Source organism: Streptomyces yerevanensis, from assembly GCF_000716805.1.
Lineage (GTDB): Bacteria > Actinomycetota > Actinomycetes > Streptomycetales > Streptomycetaceae > Streptomyces > Streptomyces flaveus.
The window spans coordinates 204,810-217,711 of sequence record NZ_JNWJ01000011.1 but is presented as its reverse complement, the minus strand read 5'-3'; the positions used below and the strand labels follow the sequence as shown (position 1 = coordinate 217,711).

General features: G+C 70.2%; 13 protein-coding genes. 7 read left to right on the top strand and 6 right to left on the bottom strand.

What is annotated here, in order from left to right; all coding sequences use genetic code 11:
* Positions 1-34: 34 nt before the first annotated feature.
* From OP79_RS14330 to OP79_RS14310, 5 genes are read right to left on the bottom strand one after another with little or no spacing between them, the layout of a single operon-like run.
* Positions 35-700: a hypothetical protein gene (locus OP79_RS14330; protein ID WP_051744641.1), complete on the bottom strand. Its 666-nt coding sequence runs from the start codon at positions 698-700 to the stop codon at positions 35-37.
* The gene (locus tag OP79_RS14325; RefSeq protein ID WP_033320524.1) at positions 697-2,280 is read right to left on the bottom strand and encodes a sensor histidine kinase; all 1,584 of its coding nucleotides are present in this window, start codon (positions 2,278-2,280) and stop codon (positions 697-699) included. Before OP79_RS14325 ends, OP79_RS14330 begins: the two co-directional genes overlap by 4 nt.
* Positions 2,181-2,864: a response regulator transcription factor gene (locus OP79_RS14320; RefSeq protein ID WP_033320523.1), complete on the bottom strand. Its 684-nt coding sequence runs from the start codon at positions 2,862-2,864 to the stop codon at positions 2,181-2,183. Before OP79_RS14320 ends, OP79_RS14325 begins: the two co-directional genes overlap by 100 nt.
* A 23-nt stretch (positions 2,865-2,887) precedes the next feature.
* On the bottom strand, positions 2,888-4,555 hold the full coding sequence (gene murJ, locus OP79_RS14315) for a murein biosynthesis integral membrane protein MurJ (RefSeq protein ID WP_033320522.1): 1,668 nt from the start codon (positions 4,553-4,555) through the stop codon (positions 2,888-2,890).
* A complete protein-coding gene (locus OP79_RS14310) occupies positions 4,552-5,754 on the bottom strand; it encodes a lipid II:glycine glycyltransferase FemX (RefSeq protein ID WP_033320521.1) in 1,203 nt (400 codons plus the stop codon). Before OP79_RS14310 ends, murJ begins: the two co-directional genes overlap by 4 nt.
* 217 nt (positions 5,755-5,971) lie before the next feature.
* Here OP79_RS14310 and OP79_RS14305 point away from each other — a divergent pair, with 217 nt between their 5' ends.
* The 6 genes from OP79_RS14305 to OP79_RS14275 all read left to right on the top strand — a co-directional run bounded on the left by OP79_RS14305 (position 5,972) and on the right by OP79_RS14275 (position 10,090).
* On the top strand, positions 5,972-7,210 hold the full coding sequence (locus OP79_RS14305) for a L,D-transpeptidase (RefSeq protein ID WP_033320520.1): 1,239 nt from the start codon (positions 5,972-5,974) through the stop codon (positions 7,208-7,210).
* A gap of 110 nt (positions 7,211-7,320) precedes the next feature.
* Positions 7,321-7,536, top strand: coding sequence for a type II toxin-antitoxin system VapB family antitoxin (locus tag OP79_RS14300; RefSeq protein ID WP_033320602.1), 216 nt, complete (start codon positions 7,321-7,323; stop codon positions 7,534-7,536).
* Complete coding sequence (locus tag OP79_RS14295) at positions 7,533-7,955, top strand: PIN domain nuclease (protein WP_033320519.1); 423 nt, start codon at positions 7,533-7,535, stop codon at positions 7,953-7,955. The genes OP79_RS14300 and OP79_RS14295 overlap by 4 nt, the downstream gene beginning before the upstream one ends.
* 779 nt (positions 7,956-8,734) lie before the next feature.
* Complete coding sequence (locus OP79_RS14285) at positions 8,735-9,307, top strand: hypothetical protein (RefSeq protein WP_033320517.1); 573 nt, start codon at positions 8,735-8,737, stop codon at positions 9,305-9,307.
* A gap of 157 nt (positions 9,308-9,464) precedes the next feature.
* Positions 9,465-9,698, top strand: a complete 234-nt coding sequence (locus tag OP79_RS14280; RefSeq protein ID WP_033320516.1) for a ribbon-helix-helix protein, CopG family — start codon at positions 9,465-9,467, stop codon at positions 9,696-9,698.
* Positions 9,698-10,090, top strand: a complete 393-nt coding sequence (locus OP79_RS14275) for a type II toxin-antitoxin system VapC family toxin (RefSeq protein ID WP_033320515.1) — start codon at positions 9,698-9,700, stop codon at positions 10,088-10,090. The genes OP79_RS14280 and OP79_RS14275 overlap by 1 nt, the downstream gene beginning before the upstream one ends.
* Before the next feature lie 239 nt (positions 10,091-10,329).
* On the opposite strand, the gene OP79_RS14270 is transcribed toward OP79_RS14275, so the two are convergent.
* The gene (locus tag OP79_RS14270) at positions 10,330-11,934 is read right to left on the bottom strand and encodes an alpha/beta hydrolase (protein WP_245685321.1); all 1,605 of its coding nucleotides are present in this window, start codon (positions 11,932-11,934) and stop codon (positions 10,330-10,332) included.
* 477 nt (positions 11,935-12,411) lie between these two features.
* Here OP79_RS14270 and OP79_RS14265 point away from each other — a divergent pair, with 477 nt between their 5' ends.
* The gene (locus tag OP79_RS14265; protein WP_425428568.1) at positions 12,412-12,891 is read left to right on the top strand and encodes a MarR family winged helix-turn-helix transcriptional regulator; all 480 of its coding nucleotides are present in this window, start codon (positions 12,412-12,414) and stop codon (positions 12,889-12,891) included.
* Positions 12,892-12,902: the final 11 nt, after the last annotated feature.

Here is a 12,902-nt window from a genome sequence, read left to right as displayed (position 1 = left end):
CCCCAGGGCGAGCGCCGTCGTGTGTGACGGGGTCTCAGCCGGTCGTGCCGGGCGGCGTGGGCCGGGCCCGGGGCTCGGCCTCCGTGGGGACGTTCCCGGTGTTGCCGAGGTCGAGTCCGCAGGTGTCGGACCTCGATGCCCCGTCCTGGCCCGTCAGCTCCACCACGGCCTTGCCGTCGCCGCCCTGGCTGTAGGCGATCGTGCAGGTCAGCTGACGTAGAGCGGTGCTGTCCAGTCCCTCCAGGGCGAGAGGCAGGCGGGCCGTGACCCTGCCGCCCGAGGAGCGCTCGACCGCGACCGTGCCGCCGGCGCGGACGGCGGGCAGGGAGGTGCTCAGGCCGGCGGCCCGGTCCTTCTCCCGCGGACCGGCGAGCAGCGACCGGACGACCTTCTCCGTCGGCACCGGTCCCTCCGTGACGCCGGAGTCCTCCACATCGCCCGAGACGAGGTATTCGGTCCCGAAGACCGCGTCCGAGGGCCTGGTCGGGCGGACCACGGGACTCAGCCCTCCGTCGGAGGAACGGAAGAAGATCAGCATGTCGTAGTCAGGGTTCACGAAGGCCTGGATGCTGGCGGGACCGCCCGCCTCTATGACGTCGGTCCCCCGGATACCGCAGCCTCCGAGCAGCGGTACGGCGGCCGCGACGGCCACAGCGAAGGCGACGGCCGGCACACGTCGGCGGCTCCGCGCACGCCTCATCCGCCGGCCTCCTCCGTGTGAAGCGGTATCTCGACGGTGAAGACGGCACCGCCCTCGGGGCGGTTCCCCGCGCGGATCGTTCCGCCGTGCAGCTTCACGTTCTCCAGGGTGATCGCCAGTCCCAGGCCGCTGCCCGCCGAACGGGTGCGGGCCGCGTCGGCCTTGTAGAAGCGGTCGAAGATGTGCGGGAGCACAGCGGGCTGAATGCCGGGTCCGCTGTCCGCGACCTCGGTGATCAGCACGGCCGTGCCCGGGGAGTGTGCCTCGGCGCCCAGGTGTTCGGTGCGCAGGCTTACCGTGACCGGCGCGCCGCCGTGCCGCAGGGCGTTGCCGACGAGGTTGGCGATCACGACGTCGAAGCGGCGCGGGTCGAGCCGGGCCCGGATGCCGTCGGGGAGTTCGACGCGAACCCGGTCGTCGGTCCAGTGCCGGTTGTCCAGGGTTTTACGGATGGCCTCGGCGACGTCGACCTCGTCGGCGTTCAGCTCGGCCGCGCGGGCGTCGAAGCGGGATATCTCCATCAGGTCCTCGACGAGCACGGCGAGCTTTCCGGTCTCCGCGCTGACCAGCCGGACCGCCCGGGCGGTGTCGGCGTCCAGGCCGTCCGCGTCCTCGTCGAGGACCTCGGTGACGGCGAGCATTCCGGCGAGCGGGGTGCGCAGTTCGTGCGAGACGTCGGAGGCGAAGCGGCGGGCGCGTTCCTCGGCCTCGCGCAACTCCCGTACGGTGCGTTCGAGTTGACCCGCGGACTCGTTGAAGGTGCGCGCCAGGTCCGCCAGTTCGTCGCTGCCGCGCACCGGAATCCGGGTGTCGAGTCTGCCGCTGCCCATGCTCAGGGCCGCCTGGCGCAGTTTCCGCACCGGGCGCAGCACACTGCGCGCGGCGATCAGGCCGGGTATCAGCGCGACGGCGAGGCCGGGCAGGGCGCCGTCCCGGCCGGCCATGAGGAGGGCGTCGACGTTGACCTGCTCATCGGTCATCCGCATGACCGCGTACAGGACGAGTCCGCTGGGCAGCACGCTGTCCGGCCCTGCCTTGAAGACCGTGGGCATGGCGATGGTCAGGTAGGGAACGCCGTCCTTGACGACCCGCTCGAAGCTGCCGTGGGGGTTGGCCCGCGCGGCGCGGCGCAGTTCGGGGGTGATGACGGTGGAGACGGGGTTCTCGCCCGAGGAGGCGCGGATCGAACCGTACTCGGCGAACACCACCCAGGGGTGGGGCTTGCCCTTGCGGGCGATGTCTTGCAGGACCTCCTCCAGGCCTTCCCTCTCCAGGGGCAGGAAGAAGCCCGTCTGCTGAACGTGGTCACGGAACGATGTGACCGCCGTGTCCTGGGCGGTCTGCAGCAGCGCGCTGCGGGCCTCCCGGTAGGTCAGCGCGGCCGTCGTACCCGCGCTGACGGCGGCGACCACCAGAAACGCGAGCAACAGCCGCGTACGCAGCCCGAACACCCTGACCCGCGACCGCTGTTCGCCGCTGGTCACAGCGGCCCGAAGCGGTAGCCGAAGCCCCGCAGTGTCTGGACGTAGCGGGGGCTGCCGACCTCGTCCTCGATCTTGCCGCGCAGACGTGCGACGCATGCGTCGACCAGTCGGGCGTCGGCGGTGAAGCTGTGCTCCCAGACGTGCTCCAGCAGTTGCTGCCTGCTGAACACCTGCTCGGGGGCGGCGGCGAGGTGCAGCAGGAGCTTGAGCTCCGAGGGAGCGAGCGCGAGCGGCCGGCCGGCTTTGGTGACGGTCAGTCCGGCCCGGTCGATGGTGAGTTCGCCGTAGACCTCGATGGCCGGGCGGCCCGGGCCGCTGTCGTCCAGGCGGCGCAGTACGGCACGGATCCGGGCCTCGATCACCTCGGGGCGGGCGGGTTTGACGATGTAGTCGTCGGCACCGGCTTCCAGGCCGATGACCACGTCGAAGTCGTCGCCGCGCGCGGTGAGCATGATGATCGGCAGCTGGCTGTGCTCGCGGACCTGCCGGCAGACCTGTACGCCGTTCATTCCGGGCAGCATCAGGTCAAGGAGCAGCAGATCGGGGCGGAATTCGACCAGCGCGGCGAGGCCGGCCTCGCCGGTCGCGGCCGCCCGTACCTCGTGGCCGCGGCGGCGCAGACCGAGTTCGACCCCCTCGCGTACGGAAGGGTCGTCCTCGATGAGGAGCACGCGGGGCATGGGCAGTTCTCCCTCGGTGATGGTCAGTTCCGGGTCCGTCTGCGGCGTACGCCGGAGAGCAGCGCGTCGAGTTCGGCGAGCCGCAGGGGACGGGCGAGCAGGGCGAAGACGAGGACGACGACGATCGCCCCGGCAGTTGCGGCGACCAGGGCCCCCGCCCTTACCGCGCCCAGGACCGCGAGGTGGCCCAGCGCGGTGGCCGGGACGGCGGCGAGCACCAGCCGCGCGTGAGCGCCGACGGCGGACGAGCGCAGAGGGCGCACGACAGCGAGCCGACGGCTCAGCACCAGGCCGGTCATCGCCCAGCCCGCGCACAGCGCCAGTGAGTACCCCGCCGCCATGCCCGTCACGGCCCAGCGAGCCGGCAGCAGGTGTGCGGCGGCCAGGGACAGTCCCGCGTTGAGGGCGACGATCACGAGGTTGAGCAGGAACGGCGTACGGGTGTCGGAGAGCGCGTAGAAGGCGCGGGACAGGACGTACTGGCCCGACAGGGCGACGAGTCCCGGCGCGAAGGCCATCAGGATCCCGGCCATGGCGGCCGTGTCGGCGGCGCTGGTCCTGCCGTACCCGAAGACGAGGGCCATCACCGGCTGGGCGAGGGCGAACAGCGCGCAGGCGGCGGGTACGACGGCGGATGCGCTGACGCGCAGGGCGTGGGAGACGTCGCGCCGTACGGCGGCGGTGTCCCCGTCGGCGGCGGCCGCGCTCATCCGGGGCATCAGCGCGGTCACCACGGAGACCGTGATGATGCCGTGCGGTACGACCCACAGGGCATAGGCGTTGTTGTACGCGCCGTATCCGGGGCCGCCGTCGAGGCCCGCGGTCGTGGCAAGGCGGGTGGTGACCCAGTAGGCGGCCTGGTTGGCCAGGACCAGCAGCACCAGCCAGCCGGCCGAGCGCAGGGGGCGGGTCAGTCCGCTGCCGCGCCAGTCGAAACGGGGCCGCCAGCGGAAGCGGGCCGCGCGCAACGCGGGGACGAGGGCGAGTGCCTGGACGGCGATTCCGGCGGTCGTGCCCCAGCCGAGCACGGCGGTCTCGGTCGCGGTGAGCGTGTTCCCCGCGGTGCGTGTGTCCCCGCCGCCCAGGGACAGGGCCAGGTACAGGCCGAAGACGGTGATGACGACGACGTTGTTCAGGACCGGCGCCCACATCATCGCGCCGAACCGGCCCCGTGCGTTGAGTACCTGTCCGAGCAGCGTGAACAGTCCGAGGAAGAAGATCTGGGGCAGGCAGTAGCGGGCGAACGCGGTGGTCATGGCCGCCTGTTGACCGGTGTAGTCGGTGTACGCGTCGACGATCGCGGGCGCCGCCCACACCGCGGTCGCGGTGATCGCCAGCAGGGCGACGACGCAGACGGTGACGAGCCGGTCGGTGTACGCGACGCCCCCGTCGTCGTGCTGCTTGGCGGCCTTGACCAGCTCCGGCACGAAGACGGCGTTCAGCGCGCCGCCGAGGAGCAGCATGTAGACGATGGTGGGCAGGGCGTTGCCGACCGCGTAGCCGTCGGCGACCGGCCCGATGGTGCCCAGCGCCGCCGCGACCACGGCGGACCGGGCGAAGCCGGTGGCCCGGGCGACGATGGATCCGGCGGCCATGACGGCACTGCCGCGTGCGGCGGAGGCCGCCTTCGTCGCTTCCGCGCTGTCTATGCCGGATGGCGCCGTCTGCTTCGCCGGCGTCGTCTGCTTCATCGGCGGTTCAGGTACGCCTGGAAGGCGCGGTGAAGCGCGTGGTTGGCGCTGCCGCCCAATGCCCTCTCCCATTCCCCCAACGTCTCGACGACCTGTCCTCCGGTGCCGAGCTTCCACCGCAGCAGTCCGTACGTACGTTCCTCAGGATCGAGAGTGGAGGGTACCCCGCGCATGTCGTAGACGTCGGCGCCGAGGGCGTGGGCGTCCTGCAACATCCGCCACTGCAGGGCGTTGGAGGGCCGGACCTCACGGCGGTGATCGGCCGAGGCACCGGTCTGGTACCAGGCCCGGCGGCCCACCGTGATCATCGTGTGGGCGGCCAGGATCTCTCCTCGGTGACGGGCGAGGTACAGCTTCATCCGGCCCGGTTCCTCGGCGTTGAGCGCCGCGTACTGACGCTCGTAGTAGGCGAGCGAGCGGCCGAGGCGGAAACCGTCGCGTCGTTCGGTGATGCCCAGCAGCCGGTAGAACTCGGGGAGTTGTGCCGCACCGCCCACCACCACCTCCACACCCTCCTTCTGGGCTCGGCGCACATTGCGTCGCCACTCCTGGTTGAGCCCGGACCACAGGTCCTCGGTGGTGCGTCCGGCGAGCGGGACGTGGAAGACGTGCCGGGGCTGGGCGTCCCCGTCCCCGTTCTCTCCGGTCCCGTCACCACCGCAGCGGCGCCAGCCGCAGGCCCGCAGCCGCTCGGCGACGGCGGTGCCGAGCGGGTCGACCTCACTGGCGAGGACGTCGCCCAGGCGTCGGCCCGGGCCGGTGAGCGGCTTGAGCAGGGCGGCGTCCCAGCGCCGGTAGACGGGCGACGGGCCGATGCGTACGGCGAAGGCGCCCGCGCGGCGCAGGTGTTCAAGGAGCGGACCGAGCCAGCCGTCGACGTCGGGGTCGTTCCAGTCGGCGACGGGCCCTTCGGGAAGGTAGGCGAAGTACTTGCGGGTGCCGGGGAACTGACGCAGCAGCACTAGGGCCACGCCCGTCAGCGCGCCTGCCTCCGGATCCGGTCCCCAGCCGAGCAGTTGGGCGCGCCATCCCTCCTTGACGTCGGCCCAGGACGGGCACTGCAGGAAACCGGCGCCGAGGGCCACCCCGTCGGGGGACGCGAGGAAGGCGCGGTACGTCTCCGCGGTGATGGTGCGCAGGGCCACGCCCCGGTTCCGTGCTTGGGGCGTGCGGCTGGGCGGAACGAGCAGCGCTGACACAGCTGAGCCTCTCCTTCTCCCCGGACCTGTGACGGGGACACACAGGAGGTTCACAGCGGTCCATGACCGCTCCGCGCGGCGAATGTGACCGGACCATGACCGTTCCTCACCAGTCGCCGTCACATTGCTCCACAGCGGCTGACCTCGGGTTTTCCGGCTCTACAGTCACGACATCGCCGACTCACCCACCTCGTTGCCGCCTTTCCCGGAGGTCTCGTTGTCCCGCATCCGCGTACTCGCCCATGCCCGCGTCCGGGCCGCCGTCGTGGCCTCCGCCATGGTTGCCCTGCTGGCACCGCTCGCCGCCTGCTCGTCGAGCTCCTCCCCCGGCGCCTCCTCCGGCGCCCCGGACACCAAGGTGACGCCGGGCGCCGACGACCGCCCTGTCACGGTCACCGTCACGCCCACGGGAGAACGGGCCCGCGCGGGCGAGCCCGTGAAGGTCACCGCCGCGGGCGGCAGGCTCACCTCGGTGACCGTCACCGACGCCGAGGGCGACAGGCTCGCCGGCAAGGTCGCCGCCGACGGCCGGTCGTGGGTCTCCGACCGCAAGGCCGTACCCGGCGCGGCGTACGCGGTGACGGCGGCGACCCGGACCGAGGGCGGAACCGCCAAGAGCACCAAGGCCGCCTTCACGACGGCTCCGGCGGACAAGGTCAACAAGGTCGACTGGCGACCGGGCGCCGACGCCACCGGCGACACCACCGTCGGCATCGCCCAGCCGATCTCCCTGGTCTTCGACCATCCCGTCAGGAACCGGGCCGAGGTCGAGAAGCAGCTCAGGATCACCACCTCGAACGGCACCGAGGGCTCCTGGGGCTGGATACGCGACTGGTCGGGCAGGGACAGGGTGGACTGGCGGCCCAGGACGTACTTCAAGCCCGGAACCAAGGTCACGCTGAACGCCGAGCTGAACGGCACCGACTCGGGCGCGGACGGCGGCTGGTTCGTACGCGACTACACGACCACCTTCACCATCGGCGCCCAGCAGATCGTCAAGGTCGACCTCGACCGCCATCAACTCACCCTCGTACGCGACGGCGAGACGGTCCGGCGCATACCGGTCTCCGGCGGCACGCCCGGCGGTGACAAGCGCTCCTGGCGCGGAACCGCCGTACTCATGGCCAAGGAGGGCACGATCAACATGAACTCCGAGACGGTGGGCCTGGGCGACGCCTACGACAAGATGGTCGACTCCTCGATGCGGCTGACCTGGTCGGGCATGTACGCGCACGCCGCCCCGTGGAACGCCCGCTACTTCGGCAACACCAACCACAGTTCCGGATGCATAGGAATGAGCGACGCGAACGCGGCCTGGTTCTACGGGCAGGTGCGGCCGGGCGACCCGTTCGAGATCACCGGCAAGGACACCAAGGGCGTGGTCGCACCCGGCAACGGCTTCGGCGCGTGGAACCTCTCGTGGACCGAGTGGCAGCGGAAGAGCGCGCTGCGCTGAGAAGCGGTCCGGGCACCTCCATACCGCCGCCACCAGTCTCGGTGACACACCCATCCACGTACCTGCGTATATAATCGATGGCACCAATGATATCCCTGGAGGTGCAGTCGATGAGTCGAACCGTGATCGACCTCGACGATCAGCTGGTCGCCGACGTGGCCAAGGCGCTCGGCACCAGCACCAAGAAGGAAACCGTCAACACCGCCCTGCGCGAAGTGCTCGAGAACCGGCGCCGGGCACTGGCACTCACACGCCTGCGTGCGGCGGCGGAAGAGGGCGCCTTCGACCTGGACCTCTTCGAGGACAAGGGGAACTACCGCCGGTGAACGCCGCGCAGTTCCTGATCGACACCAGCGCGCTCGCCCGCCTCATGCGCGGAGACGCCGAGCAGTACGGATGGGACCAGGCGGCAGCAGCCGGGCTCATCGCCACCTGCCCCATCACCGAGCTGGAGTTCTTCTACAGCGCCCGCTCCGCCGCCGACCGCACCCAAGGCATCGAGGACATACGCCTGCTCTTCGGCTGGGTGCCGGTCGACGACCGCGCCTACGACCGCGCCTGGCAGGTCCAGGAGGTCCTCACCCAGCGCGGACAGCACCGCAGCGCCGGGCCGGTCGACCTCGTGGTGGCCGCCACAGCCGAGTTGCAGGGGCTCACCCTCCTGCACCGCGACCGGGACTTCGAGTGCATCGCCGCCGTCACCGGCCAGGCACTCCAGTGGTACGGACCGGAAGCCGGCAAATGAACCAGGGCCGAGCGTCGGCCGCTCCGGGAAAGCACGACAGCCGATCCCGCAGCCGCCGTGCACCGAGCCGGAGCGTCTGTGCACTCGCGAAGGCTCCGTAGCTGGACATCCGTACCAGCCGAGCCAAGCGCACCGAGGCAGCTACAGCCCTGTCTTGCTGAGGTAGTTCCGCCGTGCAGGGCCGAGGCGCTGTGCAGCTATGTCCACTCGGAACCCCCCCCGGAGGAGCCTGAGCCCGCTCCCCACCGCCCCGGAATGGTGGCTCGAGCCAGTGCGCGATGTCCGCATCCCGGTCGGCGGCCCCGGCCGGAAACCGCTACATGAACCTCACGGGCCCGCGCTACCGTGTGGAGCTGCTGCCAGGAGGAAACATTGCCCAGAGATCACATGATTGCCGCTGCGGATCGCCTCGACAGTGTGACCTCCGGTACGCAGAGCGAGACCGAGTACTGGCTCATCTCCGACGCGCATGCCATCACGCACCTCGTGTGCTGCCGTGACGTCCCCTGGCAGACAACGTTCTGCGGCATCAGCGGCCCGGACAGCCTCAACCCAGCGGCTGAGGTGCTCTGCACCATGTGTCTCGAAGAGATCGAGACGATGTCTCCCGGGTGCGTGTCAGCCCCGGAGAAAACGTGTCCTGTCGACAACCGCAGGTGCCCGGACGAGCACGAGGTTGCCCTACGCATGGCCAGAGAGACTGGCCCCACTTCCTGACCGGCCGGTAAACCGTGTCACGGGGCGGCCAAGTGCCCGTCCGACCACACCCTGAGGGAACGATGAACACCCGTACGACCGCAGCGACCGCGGTACTCACCGCCGCCCTGCTGCTCACTGCCTGCAGCGGCCCGCCCCACACCGCCGCAACGAGCGCGTCTCGGTCTCCCGGTTCGGGGTCTCCCAGTTCGGGGTCTCCCAGTGCGGGTTCGGCGGGCGGATCCAAGACCGGCGAGGAAGCCCGCAATGGCGGCACGGTCGTCAAGATCAACAAAGTGCATGAGGTCGACGGGATCTTCATGGAGGGAGGCACCAAGAGCGCCGGTGCCGAAGCGAAGTATGTGGCCCTGGAGGCCGTCGTCCTCAACGGAACGAAGTCCGGTATGGACCTCACGTGCTCGCCGCTCATCGTCAGCAGCCTGATCGACGACCAGGGCCGCCGTTACGACGCCATCGACGGCCTGGACAAGATCCCGGGGAACCCGGAGTGCGACGAGCGGCTTCAGCCCGGCTCCAAGGACCAGATGGTGTTCGCCTACCGGGTGCCGGAGAGCGCGAAAATCAAGGCTTGGGAGTTTTCCGAGTCCGACCGGGAACCGTCCACCATCGACCTCAGCGGAATCACCCCGACGTAAGGGTGCTCCGCGGGGTTCGGTGCCGGAGTCTCCAACGGCACAACGGCCTGATCGACCCGGGCGGCCAGGTCCGGGAACCGAATGGCGTTTTCGTGGCTGCGGAAGGGACGGCAAGCCAGGACTTACCGCGTAAGACGCAACGTCTTACGCTGGCTGCATGGCTGACACCATCACCATCCGCAGCGACCCGGAGACCGAGCACGCCCTGGATGTTCTGACCCGTGACGGCAGCTCGCGCTCGGCGGCCATCCGCCAAGCCGTACTCGAAGCCGCACTGCGCAAGGAGCGGGCCGCCGCGATGCGTCGCGCTGTTCTTCGGATGCCGCTCGGCGAACCGGACGGCATCGACATCGCCGCGGAGATCGCCCGCAGCCGCGAGGACGAGCGCTGATGATCTATCTCGACTCGGCCGCCATCGTGAAACTCGTCCACGCCGAGGCCGAGTCACAGGCGTTGCGCGACTGGCTCGACGAACGGGCGGAGACCGGATGGACGAGTTCGGTTCTGGCAGAGATCGAGTCATCCCGGGCCCTGGCACGCTACGCCCCAGAAGCTGTCGCCCGACTCCACCCAGTCCTCGACCTGATCGAGTTGGTGGAACTGGACGCCGGCATTCGCATTCTGGCCCAGACCGTGAAACCGGCGACTGTACGGAGCCTGGACGCCATTCACCTGGCAACGGCTCTCCGCATCCGCTCCCAGCTCACCTCATTCGTCACGTACGACAAACGACTGGCCGATGCCGCCCAGGCAGCCGGACTGACCGTCGACGTGCCCGCCTGAGACATCTCTCCGCCCCGGGATCTCCCGGCTCGCTTCTGCCGGACGTGCCCTGACGGATCGCGTGACACCACCGCGTTCTACGACGGCGACCACCACGGCTGCACCTGCTACTGCCCCTTGACGACTGAACCGGCTCGCAGACGTGCCACAGGGCGCGGCCCGGCCGAAACCGACCCGGACCGCGCCCCGTCGCTCAGAACCGGATCAGGACCGGATCCGATCAGGCCGCGCCACGCGGTTCACCGGTACGTCCCCGTGCCCAGCAGGTCGGGCAGCGGGTTGACGAGACCGCCGGTCGGCGACTGCCGCTGGGCGGAGGACCCGGTCGGCCAGACCGCGGGGCAGTGGGTGCCCTTGCGGGGGGTCTTCAGCGTGAGGAGGTACGTGTCGATGGCGTCACGCGCGCACGGGCTCAGCCAGTAGTCGCCGTGGCCGACTCCGTCGTACGTGAGGAACACGGCCTCGCGGCCGATCTGCCGGGCCGCGTTGGAGCCCCAGGAGTACGGGGTGGCCACGTCGTAGCGGCTGTTGGTCACCAGGATCGGCGGGGTGCCGTCGACACGGAGCCGGTGCGGCGGGTTGGTCACCTCGGCCGGCCAGTCCTGGCAGCCGGTCAGGTCGGTCCAGGCGAGGGAGCTGAGACGGGTGACGGGGGCCAGGCGGGCGAGGTTGCGCTCGTAGCGGGCCAGGACGGCGTACGAGGGTACGTCGAAGTCGTAGTCCTGGCACATCACCGGGAAGTAGGCGAACTCCGTCGGCTCGCCGCGCTGCCTGAGGGACCGGGGCGCCTCGGCCTCGGGGGCGTCCAGGTAGGCGAGCACCTCGGCGAACTCCAACCAGGTGGCCGGGTCGTACATGTAGCTGAAAGCGAGACTCTGCAGGTCCTGAGGGGTGTAGGTGTACGGCGGGTCGCCCGGCAGGACGATCTCACCCGCGTCGGCGCGCTTGTAGAGCGACTCGAACAGGGCGCGGGCGTCATGGTCGTGGAGCGCACAGGACGGAGTACGGGCGCACCAGTCGGCGAACTGGCCGTACGACTCCTCCATCGCGATGGTCTCGGTCTTCTGGTAGTTCCACTGGTCCAGGCTGTGGTCCATGTTCGAGTCGAGCGTCATCGCGCGGACGCGGTGCGGGTAGCGCTCGGCGTACTGCTGGCCGATCCCGGTGCCGTAGGAGACGCCGTAGTAGCTGATCCGCTGCTCGCCGAGGCCGGCGCGGATCGCGTCCATGTCGCGGACGACGCTCATGGTGTCCATGTTGTCGACGAGCGGTCCAGTGAGGTCGCGGCAGTTCCCGCCGAGCGCGCGGTTGGCCGCACGTAGGGCGGCGAAGGAGGAGGTGCTGTCGGGGTAGAGCAACGCGCCCTGGTCGGCCACCAGGTCCTCGTCGCACTTCACCGGGTTGCTGCGGCCGACGCCGCGCGGGTCGAAGCCCACGATGTCGAACCGCTCCAGCAGTTCGGGGGAGAAGCTGTCGGGGGCGCTGAACGCGAAGTCCACCCCTGAGCCGCCCGGGCCACCGGGGTTGACCAGCAGGGAGCCGATGCGCCGGGCGGGGTCGGTGGCCAGGTGGCGATTGATGGCCAGGTCGATGGTGGCGCCGTTCGGCCGCTTCCAGTTCACGGGCACCTTGATGGTGGCGCACTCGAAGGTGCCCTGGCCGGAGGGTGATTCACAGGGTTCCCAGGCTATTCGCCCGGGCGACGGGGTCTTGGCCGGCTCGGCCGCGGGGGCGGCGACGGCGGTCCCGGCGAGCAACTGGCCGAACAGCGCGGTGACCAGGGCTCCGACAGCGAGTCTCCCGCGCGTTTTCGCGCGCGGGAGCAGTGGGGGGTTGGACGGCACGGATGTTCCTCCATGAATCAGGAGTTCACAGACGGATCAAAGCCTGGATCCAACGCCCTTGTGAATCAAGCAAAATGACGATTAATCAGATACTGGCCGGGCTCAACGCTTCGGCGACGGACCCGGGATGTTCCAAGTCCGGCTACGCTGCCGCGCTGCCCTGGTCTCCGCTCGCCGGCATACGCGCTGTTGAGTCACCACGCCCTTCTACGCCGGCCCGTACTGCCTGCGCACCTCGGCCAGTTGATGCCCACGAGCTTCCGCCAGAAGGCGGCCCGGTCCGGCTTCCGCCGGCAGGCAGCGCGATCCGGCTTCCACCTCGGCAGGATCCACGCCCGCCGCGTACAGCTCCTGCTCCAGGGACTCCCAGTCCTGCGGGGCCTCTTGGGCAATCGCGAGCGGGAACGATCCTTGCGCGCGGGAGCTCGGCCAATGGGTATGTTGACATAGGTTTCTCGTCATAGGTAGCTTGGCGGCGTGTCCGGTATCAGCGAGGCTCGCCAGAGCCAGAGCATCGACCACGTGGCCGCGGGCCTCGTGGCGTGCCTGCCCGCGCTGAACCGGTACGTCGAACGGGGCGTCGCAGGCCAACTGCCCTACCCCAAGCCCCCCGAGCGACAGCTGGCGCTCCTTCGGTACGTCGCCGAACACGACGGCGCCACCGTCCACAAGGCGGCCCGCGCACTGCTGATGAAGCCGAACAACGTCAGCGCCCTGGTCACCCGCCTCACCGAAGCGGGCCTGCTCGAGCGGCACCAGGACGACACCGACAAGCGTGTCGCGCACCTGCGCGTCACCACCAAGGCCCGTCAGCGCATCGGCGAGGCCGAGGACGTCGCGGCGCGGCAGCTCGTGTCCGCGCTGCGTACCCTCACCGACGGCGACCTCGACGCCCTGGGCTCGGCGCTCGGCGCCCTCGAGGCTCTCACCCGGCGGCTGCGCGACCGCGCCGCCTGACCGGCCCCAAC

Excerpts from the sequence above, each read along its gene's own strand:
- OP79_RS14330 (WP_051744641.1), bottom strand. The coding sequence starts at position 700 with ATGAGGCGTGCGCGGAGCCGCCGACGTGTGCCGGCCGTCGCCTTCGCT.
- OP79_RS14325 (WP_033320524.1), bottom strand. The coding sequence starts at position 2,280 with ATGCGTCGCACGTCTGCGCGGCAAGATCGAGGACGAGGTCGGCAGCCC.
- OP79_RS14320 (WP_033320523.1), bottom strand. The coding sequence starts at position 2,864 with ATGCCCCGCGTGCTCCTCATCGAGGACGACCCTTCCGTACGCGAGGGG.
- murJ (WP_033320522.1), bottom strand. The coding sequence starts at position 4,555 with ATGAAGCAGACGACGCCGGCGAAGCAGACGGCGCCATCCGGCATAGAC.
- OP79_RS14300 (WP_033320602.1), top strand. The coding sequence starts at position 7,321 with ATGAGTCGAACCGTGATCGACCTCGACGATCAGCTGGTCGCCGACGTG.
- OP79_RS14285 (WP_033320517.1), top strand. The coding sequence starts at position 8,735 with ATGAACACCCGTACGACCGCAGCGACCGCGGTACTCACCGCCGCCCTG.
- OP79_RS14280 (WP_033320516.1), top strand. The coding sequence starts at position 9,465 with ATGGCTGACACCATCACCATCCGCAGCGACCCGGAGACCGAGCACGCC.
- OP79_RS14275 (WP_033320515.1), top strand. The coding sequence starts at position 9,698 with ATGATCTATCTCGACTCGGCCGCCATCGTGAAACTCGTCCACGCCGAG.